Origin of the sequence: Ehrlichia muris subsp. eauclairensis, assembly GCF_051097115.1 — a bacterium.
In the GTDB taxonomy this organism is placed as follows: domain Bacteria; phylum Pseudomonadota; class Alphaproteobacteria; order Rickettsiales; family Anaplasmataceae; genus Ehrlichia; species Ehrlichia muris.
This window is the reverse complement of sequence record NZ_CP118226.1, coordinates 377469-395327: the sequence shown is the minus strand read 5'-3', so window position 1 is coordinate 395327 and position 17859 is coordinate 377469. Positions and strand designations below refer to the sequence as shown.

Sequence of the window (17859 nt, the reverse complement as noted above, 5' to 3'; positions counted from 1 at the left end):
TCCTTTCAATATTACCAACTAGATTTAGTCAACCCAGGTATTTGTCCAATTGAACCTAATTGACGTAAAACAATACGAGAAACCTTAAACTTTCTATAACATCCTCTAGGTCTTCCAGTAATTAAACACCTATTTCTAATTCTAATATAAGATGAATCTTTAGGAAGCTTAGATAACTTTATTTGAGCTAAGAACCTATCATTCATAGAGATAGATTGATCTTTAATTATAGCTTTTAACTCTTCTCTCTTACTCTTCAATCTATTACAAATAGATATACGCTTTAAATTTCTTTGTATAACAGATTTTCTTGACATGAATACCCTTTAATTAATAAATGGAAAACCAAATTCCAGTAACAATAACTTAGCATCATTATTGTTAACTGCATTTGTTACAATGTTAATATCTAATCCTAATATTTTATCTATTTTATCATAATCTATTTCTAAAAATGAAATATGCTCCTTTATACCAATCGATAAATTACCACAACCATCAAACTGATTAACAGATAATCCTTTGAAATCCTGTTCTCTAGGAAGAACAACATGAATAAGTCTCTCTAAAAACTCATACATTTTATTATTCCTTAAAGTAACCTTACATCCAATAGGAAACCCTTTGCGTATCTTAAATCCAGCTATAGATTTTTTTGCATAAGTTGCTACAGGCTTCTGACCAGCTATTAATGCAAGATCACGCACACAAGAATTCATAACTTTACTATCAGAACCACTTACGCCTAATCCTATATTTAAACAAACTTTTACAATTTTAGGAACTTGCATCACATTGCTATACCCAAGCTTAACTTTCAAAGATGGTACAATATGACTCTTATATAAATCCTTTAACATAAAAAAACAACCTATTCTATAATTTTGCCAGAAGATTTCATAAAACGCACCTTTCTTTCATCAATAAATTTATAACCTACTCTTGTTTGAATCCCAAGCGTAGAATCAAATAATGCAACATTTGAAAGATTTATAGGCTTCTCAACATTTACAATACCGCCATCACCCTTTTGAGTGGCTTTAATACTTTTCTTGCATACATTAATCCCTGAAATTATTGCAAAAGAAACATCTTTACCATAATGCTTTTTTTTCAGAATTTTTACTACTTTTCCCATTTTTCCTTTATCTTTGCCACTGATTATTATGACATCATCACCAGCAATAATCTTCATACCCATCTTATAATACCTCTACAGCTAAAGACATAACCTTAGAAAAAAGACCAAAAGGTAATTTTTTAATCGGACCAAATACACGAGTCCCTAATGGATCACCTTGATCATTAATTAATACAACAGCATTACTTGAAAATCTTATAACACTTCCATCTAACCTACGTACTGCTTCCTTTACCCTAACAACCACTGCTTTGTAAACTTTCCCTTTACTAACTTTTCCTCTCGGAGTAATTACTTTAGTGGAAACAATAATAACATCACCAACTGAAGCAGATTTCTTACCACCTAACAACCCTATACACAACACTTTACGTGCACCAGAATTATCTGCAACATCTAATAAAGTATTCTTCTGTATCATAAACTATTACCTTCTAAATTACAATCCACCTTTTAGTAGCAGATATAGGTACATGCTCCTGTATCTTCACAACATCACCACACTTATACTGATTATGTTCATCGTGTACTACATAATTCTTACGCTTTTTTATTATTTTCTTATATGTCTTATGCCTTATCATATGAGAAACCATTACCTTTATAGTTTTATCACATTTTGCACCGACTACAATGCCTGTTAAAACTCTCTTATTAGACATGCTTTTCCTCTTTTTTCTTTTCGTTCAATATTGTTAATACCCTGGCTATATCTTTTTTTATATTTGCACAATAAAAATGGTTACTTGACTTATCAATTTTCTTATTCAATACAGCATTAACCAATTCCTTCCTCAAACTTACTAATAACTCACACAACTCACTATTAGTTTTAGATCTTATATCAACAATATCCATAGCCTCAACAACCCTTACAATTCATCACTAACAAACTTACATTTCATTGGAAGCTTAGCTTGAGCTTTATTTAATGCTTCCTTTGCTAAATTTAATGAAACTCCACCTATTTCAAACAATATCTTACCAGGTTTGACTTTACATACCCACATTTCAACACTGCCCTTTCCTTTTCCCATACGAACATCCATAGGTTTTTTACTAACAGAAGTATGACAAAATGCTCTGATCCATACTTTACCAACACGTTTTAAAGTTCTTGAAATACTTCTTCTTGCAGATTCAATTTGTTTAGAAGTTAACCTACTTGGCTCTAAAGCTTTTAATCCATAGGACCCAAAAGATAAAGTATACCCACCTTTTGCATTACCGCTAATACGCCCTTTAAAATCCTTCTTATATTTAGTTTTCTTAGGTATAAACATAATTTCTACTCACTAACTACTCATTACTCGATTTCATATCGCCAAGGTAAACCCAAACCTTAACGCCTATTATTCCATAAATTGTTTTTGCTTCAGAAAAACCATAATCTATATTGGCCCTAAAAGTATGCAATGGCACACTTCCTTCCTTATACCACTCAGTTCTAGCAATCTCAGCTCCACCTAATCTACCAGCACAACTAACCTTTATTCCTTTTGCTCCTATTTTTAAACAACTTTGCACACTCCTTTTCATTGCACGTCTAAAAGATATTCTCTTTTCTAATTGCTGTGCTATATTTTCCGCTATTAAAACTGCTTTCAATTCAGGTTTCTTTATTTCTATTATATTTAATTCAATATTATTATTTATCATTTTAACAATTTGTTGCTTTACTTTATCAATATCAGCACCTTTTTTACCTATGATTACACCAGGCTTAGCAGAATATACGTTAACTATGATTACATCTACTTTTCTAGCTATAACAACCTTACTAATCGAAGCATGATAAAAAGCCTTTTTTATAAACTTACGTAATAAAAAATCTTCATGTAACTTTGTAGTATAATCTTTATTAGCATACCACAAAGAATCCCATGTATTGATTATCTTTAACCTTAATCCAATAGGATTAGACTTCTGACCCATAAATTATATCCTCTCAAATAATTTTATTATAACATTACCATAATGCTTATGCACTCTACATGCTTTACCTCGTGCACGAGCATGAATCCTACGCAAAGAAAAAGATTTTCCGACCAAAACCTCTTTTACGTAAAGATTATCAAGATCAACATTATAATTAGCTTGCGCATTGGCAACAGCAGATTTTAAAACCTTACTGATATATCCAGCAGATTTCTTTCTACAAAATTTTAAATACATTATAGCTACAGATACATCTTTTCCTCTAATCAAATCAGCAACCAAATTTAACTTAGAAGGAGTAGATCTTAGTCCAATACCTTTAGCTATTATCGATACTTCTTTACTCATAATTTAAAACCAATTTTACTTCCTAGATACCTTCTTATCACTCACATGACCAGTATAACGACGAGTTGGAGAAAATTCACCAAACTTACGCCCAACCATATTATCATTAACTTTTACAGGAACATAAGTTTTACCATTATAAACCCCAAAAGTTAAGCCTATAAATTTATTTAAGATCACAGAAGATCTAGAATGAATATTGATAATAGAATTTAATTTATTTTGAGCCACGGCTTTATTTACCAATCGTAAAACATGCGGTGCACAAAAAGGAGGCTTTTTAACAGATCTAGACATATTCTAACCTTTATCAGATACACGCTTAATATATTTATTACTAGATTTATTTCTTTTTCTAGTTTTTTTCCCTTTTGTTGATACACCCCACGGAGTAACAGGATTCCTACCTCCAGAAGTTTTACCTTCACCTCCACCATGAGGATGATCTATAGGATTCATCGCAACACCACGCACAGTAGGCCTAATACCCAACCATCTACTTCTTCCTGCTTTACCTAATTTTACGTTTTGATTATCTAGATTAGACACTATACCTATAGTAGCACAACAATCGGATAATACTTTTCTTATCTCTCCTGAACTTAATCTTAATAAAACATATATACCATCTTTACTCATCAATTGAGCATAAGTACCAGCAGCTCTTGAAATTACTCCACCATTGCCAGGTCTTAGCTCAACATTATGAACAAATGTACCTACAGGAATTGACTTTAACATAAGACAATTTCCAGGCAATATATCAGCCCCATCCCCAGATACAACAACATCACCTTTTTTTAACCCATTAGGCGCAATTATATAAGACTTCTCACCATCATCATAAGATAATAGCGCGATAAATGCTGTTCTATTTGGATCATACTCTAACCTTTCAACAGTTGCAGGAACACCAAATTTATTCCTTTTAAAATCAATAATTCTATATAAGCGCTTATGACCTTTACCACGATGACGCACAGTAATAACACCACGAGAGTTTCTACCACCACAAGAAATCTTATAACTAACTAGAGATTTCTCTGGCTTACCCTTCCATAGCATTGATTTATCTAACAACACAGTACCACGTAAAGATGCTGTTACTGAATTTAAATTCTTAATACCCATCTTAATTCTATTTCATTCCCATATACTTAAAATTTTGATCTTTTGGTAAAGAAAAATAAACCTTTTTTCTATCTTTCCTACGACCAAATATACCTTTAAAATACTTTTTCTTCCCTTTCTGATTTAAAACATTAATACGAGTAGCATCTAAGTCAAATACCACTTTCAAAGCCTTTTTAATTCTTTGTTTATTAGCATCAACAGATACGTATACAGCATACTTATTAAACTTCTCATTTAATAATACTGCTTTCTCTGTAATAATAGAGGATTGTATAACGTTAAAATAATTAATCATAATAACCTTTCTTCTAAATATTTCACAGCTCCAACAGTCAAAATTATGCAATCATGTCTTAAAATATCTAAAACATTTGTTCCAACTTGCTTTAATAAAGTTACATTATGCAAATTTCTACAAGAGTAGACTACACTTTTATTATAATCTTTATCAATAATCAGAAAAGATTTATGCCTAAAATTTTTAATAAATTGCAATACTTGTGTAGTCTTCACAAAATTAACATCAATACTATCTAAAATCAACAATTTATCGCAAGAATTCTTTAACGATAAAGCAACCTTCAACCCTAAATTACGAATTTTCTTGTTTAATGAATAAGCATGACTTCTTACCACAGGACCGAAAATAACAGCACCACCTCTAAATTGTGGACTACGTAGACTACCTTGCCTTGCCCTGCCAGTATGTTTTTGTCTATGAGGCTTAGCAGTTGTACCAGAAACATCACCTATGGTTTTCGTTTTATGTGTCCCAGCACGCCTTTTAGATAATTGCCAATCAACTACCATCTTTAATATATCTGGCCTATAATCCACAGAAAATATCAAAGGATTTAAATTAATCGTCCCAACCTTATCACTACTTACATTTATTATACTAACTTCCATATTGAGCTCACACAACATTATCTAATTTTAAATCTTCAACACACACAGGAAAAGAATTCTTTGGCGCTGACTTTTTTATAGCATCCTTCACAAAAATATAAGACCCCTTAGCCCCAGGAATATTATTACCTTTTACAACTAATAAAGATCTTTCTTGGTCAACTAAAATAACTTTAAGATTTTGTACTGTTACTTTACTATCTCCTAAATGACCAGCCATTTTTTTTCCTTTATATACCCTACCAGGATCTTGACACTGACCTGTTGAACCTTGAGATCTATGAGCAATAGAAACACCATGAGATGCTTTTAATCCCTTAAAATTATGTCGCTTCATAACACCAGCAAAACCTTTTCCTAAAGAATATCCAGTAACATCAACGTACTGACCTTTAACAAAATGAGTAATAGAAATCTTAGCACCTTCTACTAGATTATCTAGACTATCAACCTTAGATTCAAAAATCTTACACTTAGCAGTAATATTTCTTCTTTCTAAAATCTTTGACTGAGGCTTCTTTAGATTAACAGAAGCTTCCACACCTAATACCACAGCATTATAACCATGAACATCTTTAGTCTTTGTAGAAATAATAAAAGAATTTCTTAAATGCAATAAAGTAACTGGTACTCTTTTACCTTCATTATCAAAAATTGCAGTATGACCTACCTTTTCTAAAAATAATCCTATTCTTTTAGCCATTGTTACCCCCAATCACCTTAACCTTAACATCTACACCAGCAGGTAATTGCAAGCTCATTAATGCTTGAATAATTGTAGAATTAGCTTTTGGCAGACTAATTAAACGCTTATGAGTTCTAATTTCAAATTGTTCTCTAGATTTTTTGTCAACATGAGTAGATCGATTAACAATAAACTTCATAATCTTACGAGGAAAAAAAATTGGACCATTAACACGCGCACCACTCCTCTTAGCAGTCAAAATAATACTACGTGCAGACCTATCCAATAAACAACTATCAAATGCCTTAAGCTCAATATATATCTTTTGCGTCACCATAAAATACCTACTCCAAAATTTCAGTAATAATACCAGAGCCTACAGTTCTACCACCTTCACGAATTGCAAATCTCAATCCCTTATCAATAGCAACAGGCTTATCTAAACTTACTTCGATATTTATATTATCTCCAGGCATTACCATCTCAACTCCATCAGGTAATTTTATACTTCCTGTTACATCAGTCGTTCTAACATAAAATTGTGGCTGATAATTTGAGAAAAATGGCGTATGTCTACCACCTTCTTCTTTCTTTAATATATATACCTCTGCCTTGAATTTTTTATATGAATGTATCTGACCAGGCGCACTTAATACTTGCCCCCTTTCTACATCTTCCTTCTTTATCCCTCTTAATAATATACCAGCATTATCACCTGCTTCACCTGCATCTAATGCTTTATGAAACATTTCAACTCCTGTACATACTGTGCTTTGTACATCACGTAATCCTACTATCTCTATTTTATCCCCTACTTTGATTACTCCTCTTTCTATCCTTCCTGTTACTACTGTACCCCTTCCAGGTATTGAAAATACATCCTCTATTGACATTAAAAATGGCTTATCTTTTTCTCTTGTCGGTAAACTTATCTTTTCTAAGGCATTCATCAATTCCATAATCTTTTCACTCCACACACCTGAGCCTGTCTCTTCTTCTAATGCCTTAACTGCAGACCCTCTGACAACATCTATATCATCCCCTGGATATCCATATTTTGACAATAATTCTCTTATCTCCATTTCAACTAATGATAACATCTCTTCATCATCTACAACATCACATTTATTCATCCATACTACTATGTCTTTTACTCCAACTTGTTTTGCTAATAGTATATGTTCTCTTGTTTGAGGCATTGCTCCATCAGTTGCAGATACTACTAATATTGCTGCATCCATCTGCGCAGCACCTGTTATCATATTTTTTATATAATCAGCATGTCCTGGACAATCTACATGAGCATAATGTCTACTTTCTGTTTCATATTCTACATGTGCCGTTGAAATGGTTATACCTCTTGCTTTCTCTTCTGGTGCTTTATCTATTTCATCATATTTTACACTCTTATTACCTTCTCCACTTAATCTCTTCGCTAACACTGTTGTTAACGCTGCTGTCAATGTTGTCTTGCCGTGATCAACATGCCCTATTGTCCCTACATTTATATGTGGTTTCCTTTCCTCTACCATAACACTATACCTTTAACACCGTTAAACCATCTCAAATAAAGAGCGGATAGTGGGAATCGAACCCACATAGTCAGCTTGGAAGGCTGAGACTCTACCATTGAGCTATACCCGCATAACCGTGGAGGAGGTAGGATTTGAACCTACGATCACGTCAGTGGACAGATTTACAGTCTGTTGCCTTAGACCACTCGGCCACTCCTCCTAAAAACACTAACGCTAACCTAATATCTTATTAATTAACATAAAAAAACAAAAAACGATACCAAAAAAATTTAGATTAGAATTGATTTAACTAAATTAAAGATTACAATATGTCAACATCTAATTAAAAAAAGTCAAAAATAACAACAACATTTCTATGAATAAAAGTAAAGTATGGATTTACGGAAAACACGCATGCATTGCTGCTTTGCAAAACAAAAATAGGGAGTGCTATGAACTTTTAGTAACAAAAAACTTTATGCAAAACAATAACGAAATATCTAAAATTTCAGAATTATGCAAACAAAATAATATAAATTTAAAACAAGTAAGCCTTAATTATATCAATTCACTTTTACCACATAATAGCAATCATCAAGGCATTGTATTAAAAGCATCAATTATTAATTCAATAACAATAGAAGAAGTATTAAATACATCTCAAGAAAATTCAACAATAATACTCTTAGACCAAGTTACAGATATCCATAATATAGGATCCATTATCAGATCAGCTGTATGTTTTAATGTAGATGCTATTATACTACCATATCATAATTCACCTTCAGAAAATTGTGGCATGTCAAAAACCTCAAGTGGTGCTATCGAAATGATCCCAATTGTATATGTAATAAATATAGTCAATACAATAAAATTGTTAAAAAAAGAAGGTTACTGGTGCTATGGGTTTGATGCAAAAGAAGGAGAATTTTTACACAAAACAACACTAGACAGAAAAAAATTAATAATTTTTGGAGCAGAAAACAAAGGAATGCGCAAATTAACAAAAGAAAATTGTGATTTTTTATTAAAAATTGCAATATCAGGAAAAATCGATAGCTTAAATGTATCAAATGCAGCAGCTATAGCATTATATTCTGTTTTTATACAAAATCATGACCAAGCATTGCAATAATTTCGTTATAACAATTGATGGTCCTTCTGCTTCAGGAAAAGGAAGTTTAGCTAGGAAATTAGCAAACTTCCTTAATTTTCAATATTTAGATACAGGAAAAATATATAGGATAATAGCTGCAATATTTGGAATATCAGCACAAAATAATTTAAAAATTGATAGCAACTTAGAAGAAAGAATATTATCATTACTTCTAGAGGATAGTAATACTACATTATACAACAATGAAGACATAGGTAAGATTGCTTCAATTTTAGCAAGACACAAACATATTAGGCTTGCGTTATTACCTATACAGCGTAGACTTATCTATTCAGCAAAATCAGGAATCATTCTTGATGGTAGGGATACATCTTCTGTAGTCTTTCCTAATGCAGATTTTAAAATTTTTATTACAGCACAAACATCCATTAGAGCGCAAAGAAGATTCAAAGAAATGTTACATCAGAAAAAACAAATGTATAAAACAATACATCAGCAGATAATAGAACGAGATATTAGGGATACTTATAGAGAATTCTCACCCTTGATACAGGTAAAAGACGCATTATACATTAATGCTTCATACATGACTAAGGAACAGGTATTTTCATATATTAAAGAAAAAATAAAAACCTACTTGTAAAGTATGGTAAATAATAATAATATGATTTTTACTGCTTTTGCTAATTTTAAAATAGGCTATATTTTATGGAAAATCTTCAAACAAAACCAAATTTAGAATCAGACAATTATTTGCATAATATTAAAAAAATAAAATCTAATAAGTTTATTAGCCATAATCTTGAAACAGAAGATTTTGATAATAATAGTAGCTCAGAATTTCAGCATGCATTGAAAGGATTCATTGATGACAGCGTAAAAGAAGGACAAATAATAGAAGGTACTATTATCTGCATAGACAAAGGATATGTAACAATAGATTCCGGATTAAAATCTGAAAGTATCATTTCACTTAAAGAATTTGAGCTCGGTGATGATTATCAAAACATTGGCATAGGATCCAAAGTAAAGCTATATTTAGAGAAAATAGAAGGTCGTAATGGCAGTGTAGTACTGAGCAGAGAGAAAGCTATCAGAGATGAGTTATGGCAGAAACTTGAAGAAGCTGCAGAAAAGAAAGAAGACGTTGAAGGTGTAATATTCAGTTCAATTAAGTGTGGGTATACTGTTGATATAAAAGGTGTTGTAGCATTTTTACCAGCAAGTCATGTAGCTTTAAGACAAGTTAAAGATATTACTCCGCTGTTAGGCAAAAAGCAAAAATTTCGTATATTAAAGATGGATAAAAAGCAAGGCAATATTGTAGTATCAAGGAAAGCTATACTAGAAGAGTCTCTTGCAGATGCTAAAAGTTTATATCTCAATCAATTGAACGAAGGAGATATTATTGAAGGTAAAGTTAAAAGTATAACTAAGTATGGTGTGTTTATAGAAATACATGAATCTCCTTCAGTCGGTGTGGTTGATGGACTATTACATATAACTGACATATCATGGAGCCGTGTAAGTCACCCTTCAGCTGTTTTTTCATGCGGTCAAACTGTAAAAACAAAAATTATAAAGATTGATCGTGAAAATAAGAAAATTTCTCTTGGTGTAAAACAATTAGAAGAGAGTCCATGGTCAAATATTGAGAAAAAATATCCTGTTGATAGTGTTCATAAAGGTATTGTAACAAGTATTGAAGAGTATGGTGTTTTTGTTGAATTAGAAACAGGAATAGAAGGGTTAGTTCATGTATCTGAAGTAAGTTGGACAAAAAATTCTTTACCTATAAATCAGCTGTTTATGAGGGGTGAAGAAATTCAGGTTAAAGTATTAAGTATAGATACAACTAAAAGCCGTATGAGTCTTAGCATGAAAAGGTGCCAAGATAATCCATGGCAAGCATTTACGCTGAAATATCCTTTAGGTTCTGTTGTATCCACAAAAATAAAAAATATCACAAATCTTGGTATATTTGTTTCATTCCAAGACAACACACTCAATGATGGCATTGAAGGCTTAATACGTACTACAGAATTAAGTTGGTCTTTATCGCCAGAAGCAGCAATAAAAAAATATAGTGTTGGGGATTATGTAGAAGCAAAAATATTAATGATAAATCCAAACAAAAGCAAAATAGATCTTGGAATAAAACAACTAGAATATGATCCTTTTCTTGACTTACTAAAGAAAACTAACTTAGGAGATAACATACCAGTTACAGTCACCAAAGTTGTTGAAGATACTGGCATATTAGTTGATGTATTTAACGGATCAAATAGCTTTAATCTTTTGATTGAGCAAGAATATTTACCTGATAATAAGAAGTTCTTTCCAGGAGACAAGTTAGAGGCTGAAGTATTGCTTATTGAAACTTATAATATGATATTATCATTGAAGCATTGAATCGGGTTACCTCATGTCTGACCAGTTACTAAAAATAGAAATATTAAATTCCAGAGTAAAGTTATGGAGGATCTTAGCATTCTTTATGATATTTATATCACTAATGTTGGGTAACTACGTTGATCTATCAAATGTCAGTAACTTTTTAGATAATCAGTATATTGCTAAAATCAATATTGAAGGTAAAATTGAAACAAATAACGAAACGTATATGTTACTGAAAAGGGTTGCTGAAAGTAATAACATTACAGGGTTAATATTAAATATCAATAGTCCAGGAGGTTCAGTAACAGGTAGTGAGATTTTATATCAAAGTATACGTAACGTTTCGAAAAATAAACCAGTAGTTGCATTATTGAATGATTTTGCTGCATCAGGTGGGTACATGGCTGCAGTTGCTGCAGATCATATAATATCTCGTCACACTACTATTACTGGTTCTATTGGTGTGTTAATGCAATATATTGGTATTAGTTCTTTAGCAGAAAAAATGGGTATTTCTTTAAAATCAATAAAATCTTCAGATTTAAAAGCAGAAACATCCCCTTTTGAAGAATTAACAAAGGAAAAAGAAGAATCAATACGTCGTATTATTAAAGAATATTATGAGTACTTTGTTGATGTGGTAGCAGATCGCAGGAAAATGGAAAAGAGTCAAGTACTGAAAATAGCAAATGGCAGTGTGTACACAGGATCAGAAGCATTATCTATAGGGCTAATTGACCAAATCGGCGGAGAAGATGAAGCAATGGCTTGGTTTCATTCACAAAATATTAACACAAAAAAAGTCAAAACCTTATCAAAAAAATCATATCAATCTATATTTGGAAATGTAAGCTCAGTTATATCTCAAGTTATTCATTATTATATTAACAAATAAATATCATGTTAAAATCACATTTAATTCAACATATATCCAAAAAAAATCCTTCTCTCAGTGAGGAGATAATATCTAAAATATTAAATATATTTTTTTCATTAATTATAGATTACTTAAAGAATGATTGCAGAGTAGAATTAAGAGGTTTTGGATCATTTACAGTAAGGAGTTATAATATAAAAATTGCTAATACAAGGTTAGCAAAAAATAAATATCGGAAGGTATACTTTAGAGCTAGTAATAAATTTATCAAGCTGATAAATCAATAAGCTATAACTAAATATAAATTAGATGGTTTATTATGAATCAAATAAATAACTTTCATAATTCAGAATTTCAGCAGAATTTAGATGAAGCATTTGATAGGTTAGAATCTTTATTAGCACAAAAATTAAGTCATAAAAACAATATATCACAGTATAAAGCAACTATAGAATTACTTACTGAAGAAAAGAACAAATTAGATAAACAGCTTATAAGCAAAACAAATGAATGTAACAATTGGAAGGAGACATGCCACGAAGTTATCAATCGTTTAAATGCTACAATAGAAAACATCCAGGCTATTTTAAAAAAGGAGTAAGTTAAGTGAATAGCTCTAATCCACAAGTTATTGAAATTACTGTCAGAAATAACAAATACAGATTAGCATGTAATAAGACAGAACAATACCACTTGCTTAACTTAGTAGATAAGTTCAATAAATTAGTTAATTCAATATCAAGTGCAGAAAAAGGTAAAGGTTCTGATGCTTTAATATTTTTACTAGCAGGATTAACACTAGAAGATGAGAAAAACGAGCTAAAAATTCAACTAAAAAAAACAAAAGATGAAATGTTAATGTATAAGAAATATTTTGATGACTATTTAAAACTCAAAAATGAGATAAGTAATATCTCATCACATACCTTATTAAGAATAGAAAAATTAATTCATAATTTAGAAAAATCTTTCTAGTTTATATGCCTCCATTTTATTTATTACTTAAAAAAGTTAACAAAACCACACACTACAGGAATATTAGATTTATCATATATATTGAATAAATATTCCTATATACTAAATAAAAAACTAAAGTATAATGTCATATTACATCAATTAGGTAGCATTATATGGATATGTCAAAATTTACAGATCTACACGTCAAGCTGAAAAATTCATTGTTTTGCGGTTTTAAAGGATGGTTACTTTTTCATTTGAGTGCTATTACTTTATTAGAGCTATCACTTTATAATATGTGTTATGGAAAGCACATGTCAGATCTTCAAAGAACAATCATTAAAGATAGCACAAAAAATACACAGTATCAGATAAAAAATCATATTATTCCATTTCTTGAAGTTATGATTGTCATGCCTGCAGTATTTCTTGTGATACATTACTCAGGACGAAACATTTTTGGAGGACAATTCACACCATTAGAAACATATCTGTTATGTTTAGCCGTATGTATGGGTATTATGATAATGATTTGTATGACTCTAAGAATATTAGGGATAAGAAAAGATTGCTGCAAGACAATAGGTCACCCAATATACAGAAATGCTTCTGTAGCTAACAATGACTACATAAACTTTATAATACCTACTTCTCAGGAACCCACAGCATATACCACAGAATATAATAATACTACTGCATTACCTATAATAAAAACCTTACTTCTTTCTATCCTAATGAGTCCTTTAACAGGAATAAAAGCAGTTATAGAATTAACTCTTTTTACTATAGGGATACTAGAGCTTCCATTCAATCTTATTCTTGATATCAGCATATCACTATATCATATACTCAATGGCTCTCAAAGTTCCCTAAAGTTTACACATTCTACAGAACATCTTCAGCATATGTCTAGTTTCTTATATGCAGGAGCTAGAGATTTACTAGTAGCATGCAGCCTCGGAATATTAAATGCTAAAATAATAAAACATGATAAAACATCTTCTAGATCTCCCATATCATACCTTGATGAAATGTTAGTAGATTGCACCACATCGAAAAACACAGAAACAGAAACAACTACCACCCATTGTCACATGGGATGCAGCAGGATGTAGAAATCATCAGTACATTAATATAAATAATGTACATTTAACTTGCAGTTCTGGACAACTAATCTTTACTTGATAACTAACATTATATGTGTTAACCTACCAAGTCATAAGTAAACAATTAGCATGTGCCAAGAGTAGCAGTAATATTATTTAATATGGGTGGGCCTCAGTCACTATCTGAGGTAAGACCTTTTTTATTCAATTTATTTTATGATAGAAATATTATAAATTTAGCCAATCCTTTAAGGTTTATACTAGCAACATTAATTTCATTGTTGAGAAAGAGGAAGGCAGTAGCAATATATAAACACCTTAGTGGACAATCCCCTATATTAAATGAAACAAAAGTACAAGCTTCTTCTCTTGAACACATACTAAATGATCACAATGAAAAACCCCAATATAAGGTTTTTGTATTCATGCGATATTCAAAACCCTCAGCTGAAGAGACAGTAAAATCTGTATGTCAATACCATCCAAATAAAATCATTCTAATACCGTTATACCCACATTATTCAACAACTACTACACTATCAGCTATTCAGCACTGGCATTACCACATGAAGAAAAGCAAATTTCAGTTCCCTATTTCAGTAATCTGCTGCTATTATAACAACGAAAAATACATAAAAGCACAATGTCAATTAATCACAGAAAAATATCAAGAAGCACAAAACTATGGATTACCAAGAATATTATTTTCAGCACATAGTTTACCATTACGCATAATACAACAAGGTGACCCATACCAGTATCAAATAGAACAAACTGTATCATTAATTGTTAAATCTTTAGATATACTATCATTAGATTATAAAATATGTTATCAGAGTAAGGTCGGCCCTGTAAAATGGTTAGAACCTAGTACAATATCAGAAATTCATCAAGCAATACAAGACAATGTACCTATAGTATTAGTTCCTATATCATTTGTATCAGAAAATTCTGAAACTCTAGTAGAATTAGATATAGAATATAAAAAAATAATATCAAAGGAAAACATGTTCTTTAGAGTTCCAACGTTAAGCAACAATGAATATTACATTAAGTGTTTAAAAGAAATATGCACACAAGACCAGCATAAAAGCCCATGTCCTATCCAATGTAAAACGTGTTTTAAAGTTTTATATAATTCCACTGAATAAGTAAAACTTATATAATAACATCAGAGATAATCAAAACTAATATTAAAAGAAAAACATGAGTTTGGATTTACAATCATTAAGTAGCAACAAGCATTACATGCTATTACACCAAGTGCTTAAAAAAATGTGCATACAAAATTAAAATGTATCCTGAGATTATTTTTCATAAGCAAAACTTATATAACCAATAAATCACATATTTACAATATTACAAAAATGACTCTATCTATCAACTTATAATAAGCCCATACCACAATTTTGTAATTATTTTTACTGTTATACACTAAAATGCTCAAAACTTAATAATAGTCTAATAATTACAGCAATAATGCTAAATATCTTCAATAATAAAATCTACTACAAATTCACAACAGATCAAATCTTACAGTAAGATGGAGATCGCATTTCTATCAAACGCGAAACTGTACGCTGAAAATCCATAGGGATTTCTTGTAAGTAATACAATAACTGAGGCTCTGCAGCAAGAGAGCAAAAAATTTTAACTTTGTTTTCGTATAATTCATCTATTAGAATAGTAAATCTACGCATCTCATTTTGATTGTAATGATTAAATATAGGAACACCTGCAATAAATATTACTGAAAAATTACGTACTATTTCCTGATAATCTGATACCCATAATGCTCTTCCGCATAACTCATCAAAATCGAACCATGCAGTATCATCAAAAGTTTTACTTACCTTTATATCTCTTCCAAAAACATGTAACATTACAGGTTTTACTTTCTTATTATTAGCCATTTCAAGAAACAATTTAGATAATTTTAGATAAGAATTCTCTCCTATGAAATATATATTATCTACTTCTAAACCTTTTATAGTACGATAGTCTTGTTTCCCAGATAAATGCACAACATGCATTCTCTCAATTATCAATGATACTACAGGTTCAAAACATTGTCTCTGAATACCATCTTGATAAAGTTCTACAGGTGCGTAATTCGAGGTCATCATGACAATAACTTTCTGATCAAAAATAACAGAAAACAATCGACTTAATATCATAGCATCACAAATATCATACACCTGTATTTCATCTAGGCACAACAAATCTACATTACGAATTATTACTTTAGCAACTTTATAAAGTGGATCCTTAATATGAGATGATTTAAATTCATGTAATAAAGTATGTACTGTTTTCATAAACTGATTGAAATACTGTCGCTTTTTCTTTTCTATTTCGCAAGAATTATAATAGAGATCTGTAATCATTGACTTCCCTCTACCTACTTCTCCATATATGTACATTCCAACTTTTTTCAATCTCTTTTTTATAGGCAAAAAGTGACAAAATTTTTCAACAGATACGTACGGTGTTAATTGTTTTAATAGATTAACTTGCTGCTCATCATAAGTAATTTCACCATTATTTATCATAAAATAATAGTTATCTAAAATTTTTTTCATTTTTTCCATTGTTCATAAAACATCAACATAATTTCTAAAAAGGTTTATATAAAAAGTTATTATTTATTACCTTCAATATTTCATTCTATATTCAGAATAAATAAAATCTCAACTTGCAAATTATTTAACAGCAAAACTAAAAGTTATACAAGTTGAGATCTTTATGTATAATACTAGATGCAAAATTAGCTTGTATCTTTATATTTATAATACTACTAACATAAGCCATGTATTAATCTAGAGCTCTGATAAAAACAAATACTTCTCTATTATATAAGCTTATCAATAAAATTATTTAAAAAGATTAAAAAAACAAATATTCATTATCATCACTAGTACCTATATAAATCAAAAATCCCAACTATCAGATTGTTTAACAGTAAAACTAAATTATACAGCTGAGACCTAATTTATCTAATTTCTAGCTTTATCTTCATTTAAAATTCTATTATTTGAGATAATGCTCTTTGTTTTACTTTGGATATTTAAAGGATTATATCCTGCAAAATGACAAACAGTTATAAAATCTTTTGAAAAATCATTTAACCAATTAGTAGCTTTTACTTTTTCAAGTTTATTTTCCATTCTTCTATAATTAGATGTTGAATCAATTATTGCCTGAAGTATTACTGCTTTCCACATTGACTGATAAGACATATATTCTTCTAATACTCTATTATCACATACACAATCTGTACAGTCTACATCATATGTATCATAATATTCATAAAAATTTAATGAATCATAACTCATAATTAACCTATCTTGTTAAAATATTTTTATTCAAAACTTAGGAAAAACAAAAAGCAAGAGTTGGATAAATCATTCACAAGTGTTATTTATTTTTTACGAAAATATCCCTTATACTACTAAATGCCACTTTAATACACCAAGATCAGCAGCAAATTACAAATGCATTATCTTCGAAATAACTAAATTAATTACTTATATGGAGAAAAATTTGATCAATACAATTAAAGTAATATATACATACTTATGTATATATTCAGTATAGTAAACAATATTACTCTTGCGTTGTAACAAAATAATTATACAACATATATACTTCAAAGCTGATCACATTTTAAGTTATACTATACAAAACGGATACAGCACTTATATAAACCTACTAAGTAACTATAAAATAATTCAAA

General features: G+C 30.3%; 27 protein-coding genes and 2 tRNA genes. 9 read left to right on the top strand and 20 right to left on the bottom strand.

Features of this window, described 5'->3' with window-relative positions:
- Positions 1–11: 11 nt before the first annotated feature.
- The 18 genes from rpsN to PVA18_RS01575 form a co-directional block, all read right to left on the bottom strand.
- Positions 12–317 (bottom strand): 30S ribosomal protein S14, encoded by a 306-nt coding sequence (rpsN, locus tag PVA18_RS01660; RefSeq protein WP_045804762.1) that lies wholly within the window; start codon positions 315–317, stop codon positions 12–14.
- A gap of 9 nt (positions 318–326) precedes the next feature.
- On the bottom strand, positions 327–860 hold the full coding sequence (rplE, locus tag PVA18_RS01655) for a 50S ribosomal protein L5 (protein WP_045804763.1): 534 nt from the start codon (positions 858–860) through the stop codon (positions 327–329).
- A gap of 11 nt (positions 861–871) precedes the next feature.
- A complete protein-coding gene (gene rplX, locus PVA18_RS01650; RefSeq protein WP_045804764.1) occupies positions 872–1201 on the bottom strand; it encodes a 50S ribosomal protein L24 in 330 nt (109 codons plus the stop codon).
- Between the two features lies 1 nt (position 1202).
- Positions 1203–1562 carry a 50S ribosomal protein L14 gene (gene rplN, locus PVA18_RS01645; RefSeq protein WP_045804765.1) on the bottom strand — a complete coding sequence of 120 codons (360 nt, stop codon included), beginning with the start codon at positions 1560–1562 and terminating at the stop codon, positions 1203–1205.
- Between the two features lie 13 nt (positions 1563–1575).
- Positions 1576–1803, bottom strand: a complete 228-nt coding sequence (gene rpsQ, locus PVA18_RS01640) for a 30S ribosomal protein S17 (RefSeq protein WP_045804766.1) — start codon at positions 1801–1803, stop codon at positions 1576–1578.
- Positions 1796–1999, bottom strand: a complete 204-nt coding sequence (gene rpmC / locus PVA18_RS01635; RefSeq protein WP_045804767.1) for a 50S ribosomal protein L29 — start codon at positions 1997–1999, stop codon at positions 1796–1798. The genes rpsQ and rpmC overlap by 8 nt, the downstream gene beginning before the upstream one ends.
- A 14-nt stretch (positions 2000–2013) precedes the next feature.
- Entirely contained in the window at positions 2014–2424 is a 411-nt protein-coding gene (rplP, locus tag PVA18_RS01630) for a 50S ribosomal protein L16 (RefSeq protein WP_024072225.1), read from the bottom strand.
- A 16-nt stretch (positions 2425–2440) separates the two neighbouring features.
- A complete protein-coding gene (rpsC, locus tag PVA18_RS01625; protein ID WP_045804768.1) occupies positions 2441–3076 on the bottom strand; it encodes a 30S ribosomal protein S3 in 636 nt (211 codons plus the stop codon).
- A gap of 3 nt (positions 3077–3079) precedes the next feature.
- Complete coding sequence (gene rplV, locus PVA18_RS01620) at positions 3080–3427, bottom strand: 50S ribosomal protein L22 (RefSeq protein WP_045804769.1); 348 nt, start codon at positions 3425–3427, stop codon at positions 3080–3082.
- A 15-nt stretch (positions 3428–3442) separates the two neighbouring features.
- Positions 3443–3724, bottom strand: coding sequence for a 30S ribosomal protein S19 (gene rpsS, locus PVA18_RS01615; RefSeq protein WP_024072228.1), 282 nt, complete (start codon positions 3722–3724; stop codon positions 3443–3445).
- Positions 3725–3727: 3 nt separating this feature from the next.
- The gene (gene rplB, locus PVA18_RS01610; protein ID WP_045804770.1) at positions 3728–4558 is read right to left on the bottom strand and encodes a 50S ribosomal protein L2; all 831 of its coding nucleotides are present in this window, start codon (positions 4556–4558) and stop codon (positions 3728–3730) included.
- A gap of 7 nt (positions 4559–4565) precedes the next feature.
- Positions 4566–4856, bottom strand: coding sequence for a 50S ribosomal protein L23 (locus PVA18_RS01605; protein ID WP_045804771.1), 291 nt, complete (start codon positions 4854–4856; stop codon positions 4566–4568).
- Positions 4853–5470 carry a 50S ribosomal protein L4 gene (gene rplD / locus PVA18_RS01600; RefSeq protein ID WP_045804772.1) on the bottom strand — a complete coding sequence of 206 codons (618 nt, stop codon included), beginning with the start codon at positions 5468–5470 and terminating at the stop codon, positions 4853–4855. The genes PVA18_RS01605 and rplD overlap by 4 nt, the downstream gene beginning before the upstream one ends.
- 7 nt (positions 5471–5477) lie before the next feature.
- On the bottom strand, positions 5478–6173 hold the full coding sequence (rplC, locus tag PVA18_RS01595) for a 50S ribosomal protein L3 (RefSeq protein ID WP_045804773.1): 696 nt from the start codon (positions 6171–6173) through the stop codon (positions 5478–5480).
- Positions 6166–6492: a 30S ribosomal protein S10 gene (rpsJ, locus tag PVA18_RS01590; RefSeq protein ID WP_044194395.1), complete on the bottom strand. Its 327-nt coding sequence runs from the start codon at positions 6490–6492 to the stop codon at positions 6166–6168. The genes rplC and rpsJ overlap by 8 nt, the downstream gene beginning before the upstream one ends.
- Positions 6493–6499: 7 nt before the next feature.
- Positions 6500–7687: an elongation factor Tu gene (gene tuf / locus PVA18_RS01585; protein ID WP_045804774.1), complete on the bottom strand. Its 1188-nt coding sequence runs from the start codon at positions 7685–7687 to the stop codon at positions 6500–6502.
- 41 nt (positions 7688–7728) lie between these two features.
- Positions 7729–7799: transfer RNA gene (locus PVA18_RS01580), tRNA-Gly, on the bottom strand.
- A gap of 7 nt (positions 7800–7806) precedes the next feature.
- Positions 7807–7889: transfer RNA gene (locus PVA18_RS01575), tRNA-Tyr, on the bottom strand.
- A gap of 156 nt (positions 7890–8045) precedes the next feature.
- On the opposite strand from PVA18_RS01575, the gene rlmB reads away from it, so the two are divergent.
- The 9 genes from rlmB (at position 8046) to hemH (ending at position 15274) form a co-directional block, all read left to right on the top strand.
- Positions 8046–8804: a 23S rRNA (guanosine(2251)-2'-O)-methyltransferase RlmB gene (gene rlmB, locus PVA18_RS01570; RefSeq protein WP_045804775.1), complete on the top strand. Its 759-nt coding sequence runs from the start codon at positions 8046–8048 to the stop codon at positions 8802–8804.
- The gene (gene cmk / locus PVA18_RS01565; RefSeq protein ID WP_045804776.1) at positions 8785–9429 is read left to right on the top strand and encodes a (d)CMP kinase; all 645 of its coding nucleotides are present in this window, start codon (positions 8785–8787) and stop codon (positions 9427–9429) included. The genes rlmB and cmk overlap by 20 nt, the downstream gene beginning before the upstream one ends.
- 65 nt (positions 9430–9494) lie before the next feature.
- Positions 9495–11198: a 30S ribosomal protein S1 gene (locus PVA18_RS01560; RefSeq protein ID WP_045804777.1), complete on the top strand. Its 1704-nt coding sequence runs from the start codon at positions 9495–9497 to the stop codon at positions 11196–11198.
- Positions 11199–11211: 13 nt separating this feature from the next.
- Positions 11212–12078 carry a signal peptide peptidase SppA gene (gene sppA / locus PVA18_RS01555; protein ID WP_045804778.1) on the top strand — a complete coding sequence of 289 codons (867 nt, stop codon included), beginning with the start codon at positions 11212–11214 and terminating at the stop codon, positions 12076–12078.
- Positions 12079–12083: 5 nt separating this feature from the next.
- A complete protein-coding gene (locus PVA18_RS01550; protein ID WP_024072238.1) occupies positions 12084–12347 on the top strand; it encodes an HU family DNA-binding protein in 264 nt (87 codons plus the stop codon).
- A 32-nt stretch (positions 12348–12379) separates the two neighbouring features.
- Positions 12380–12661: a DUF4164 domain-containing protein gene (locus PVA18_RS01545; RefSeq protein ID WP_045804779.1), complete on the top strand. Its 282-nt coding sequence runs from the start codon at positions 12380–12382 to the stop codon at positions 12659–12661.
- 5 nt (positions 12662–12666) lie between these two features.
- The gene (locus tag PVA18_RS01540; RefSeq protein ID WP_045804780.1) at positions 12667–13035 is read left to right on the top strand and encodes a cell division protein ZapA; all 369 of its coding nucleotides are present in this window, start codon (positions 12667–12669) and stop codon (positions 13033–13035) included.
- 155 nt (positions 13036–13190) lie between these two features.
- Positions 13191–14132 carry a hypothetical protein gene (locus tag PVA18_RS01535; RefSeq protein WP_045804781.1) on the top strand — a complete coding sequence of 314 codons (942 nt, stop codon included), beginning with the start codon at positions 13191–13193 and terminating at the stop codon, positions 14130–14132.
- A 152-nt stretch (positions 14133–14284) separates the two neighbouring features.
- Positions 14285–15274 carry a ferrochelatase gene (hemH, locus tag PVA18_RS01530; protein WP_045804782.1) on the top strand — a complete coding sequence of 330 codons (990 nt, stop codon included), beginning with the start codon at positions 14285–14287 and terminating at the stop codon, positions 15272–15274.
- Positions 15275–15649: 375 nt separating this feature from the next.
- Here hemH and zapE read toward each other — a convergent pair whose 3' ends face one another.
- Entirely contained in the window at positions 15650–16705 is a 1056-nt protein-coding gene (zapE, locus tag PVA18_RS01525; RefSeq protein WP_045804783.1) for a cell division protein ZapE, read from the bottom strand.
- 414 nt (positions 16706–17119) lie between these two features.
- Positions 17120–17458 (bottom strand): hypothetical protein, encoded by a 339-nt coding sequence (locus PVA18_RS01520; protein ID WP_045804784.1) that lies wholly within the window; start codon positions 17456–17458, stop codon positions 17120–17122.
- Between the last annotated feature and the right edge of the window lie 401 nt (positions 17459–17859).

Coding starts and splice junctions, on each gene's coding strand:
- rplN (WP_045804765.1), bottom strand. CDS start 1,562: ATGATACAGAAGAATACTTTATTAGATGTTGCAGATAATTCTGGTGCA.
- rplD (WP_045804772.1), bottom strand. CDS start 5,470: ATGGAAGTTAGTATAATAAATGTAAGTAGTGATAAGGTTGGGACGATT.
- PVA18_RS01535 (WP_045804781.1), top strand. CDS start 13,191: ATGGATATGTCAAAATTTACAGATCTACACGTCAAGCTGAAAAATTCA.
- rpsJ (WP_044194395.1), bottom strand. CDS start 6,492: ATGGTGACGCAAAAGATATATATTGAGCTTAAGGCATTTGATAGTTGT.
- rpsQ (WP_045804766.1), bottom strand. CDS start 1,803: ATGTCTAATAAGAGAGTTTTAACAGGCATTGTAGTCGGTGCAAAATGT.
- rpsN (WP_045804762.1), bottom strand. CDS start 317: ATGTCAAGAAAATCTGTTATACAAAGAAATTTAAAGCGTATATCTATT.
- rplC (WP_045804773.1), bottom strand. CDS start 6,173: ATGGCTAAAAGAATAGGATTATTTTTAGAAAAGGTAGGTCATACTGCA.
- rpsC (WP_045804768.1), bottom strand. CDS start 3,076: ATGGGTCAGAAGTCTAATCCTATTGGATTAAGGTTAAAGATAATCAAT.
- PVA18_RS01560 (WP_045804777.1), top strand. CDS start 9,495: ATGGAAAATCTTCAAACAAAACCAAATTTAGAATCAGACAATTATTTG.
- cmk (WP_045804776.1), top strand. CDS start 8,785: ATGACCAAGCATTGCAATAATTTCGTTATAACAATTGATGGTCCTTCT.
- rplX (WP_045804764.1), bottom strand. CDS start 1,201: ATGGGTATGAAGATTATTGCTGGTGATGATGTCATAATAATCAGTGGC.
- rplE (WP_045804763.1), bottom strand. CDS start 860: ATGTTAAAGGATTTATATAAGAGTCATATTGTACCATCTTTGAAAGTT.
- PVA18_RS01545 (WP_045804779.1), top strand. CDS start 12,380: ATGAATCAAATAAATAACTTTCATAATTCAGAATTTCAGCAGAATTTA.
- rplP (WP_024072225.1), bottom strand. CDS start 2,424: ATGTTTATACCTAAGAAAACTAAATATAAGAAGGATTTTAAAGGGCGT.
- rpmC (WP_045804767.1), bottom strand. CDS start 1,999: ATGGATATTGTTGATATAAGATCTAAAACTAATAGTGAGTTGTGTGAG.
- hemH (WP_045804782.1), top strand. CDS start 14,285: ATGGGTGGGCCTCAGTCACTATCTGAGGTAAGACCTTTTTTATTCAAT.
- rpsS (WP_024072228.1), bottom strand. CDS start 3,724: ATGTCTAGATCTGTTAAAAAGCCTCCTTTTTGTGCACCGCATGTTTTA.
- tuf (WP_045804774.1), bottom strand. CDS start 7,687: ATGGTAGAGGAAAGGAAACCACATATAAATGTAGGGACAATAGGGCAT.
- PVA18_RS01520 (WP_045804784.1), bottom strand. CDS start 17,458: ATGAGTTATGATTCATTAAATTTTTATGAATATTATGATACATATGAT.
- sppA (WP_045804778.1), top strand. CDS start 11,212: ATGTCTGACCAGTTACTAAAAATAGAAATATTAAATTCCAGAGTAAAG.
- PVA18_RS01550 (WP_024072238.1), top strand. CDS start 12,084: ATGTTAAAATCACATTTAATTCAACATATATCCAAAAAAAATCCTTCT.
- zapE (WP_045804783.1), bottom strand. CDS start 16,705: ATGAAAAAAATTTTAGATAACTATTATTTTATGATAAATAATGGTGAA.
- PVA18_RS01605 (WP_045804771.1), bottom strand. CDS start 4,856: ATGATTAATTATTTTAACGTTATACAATCCTCTATTATTACAGAGAAA.
- rplB (WP_045804770.1), bottom strand. CDS start 4,558: ATGGGTATTAAGAATTTAAATTCAGTAACAGCATCTTTACGTGGTACT.
- rlmB (WP_045804775.1), top strand. CDS start 8,046: ATGAATAAAAGTAAAGTATGGATTTACGGAAAACACGCATGCATTGCT.
- rplV (WP_045804769.1), bottom strand. CDS start 3,427: ATGAGTAAAGAAGTATCGATAATAGCTAAAGGTATTGGACTAAGATCT.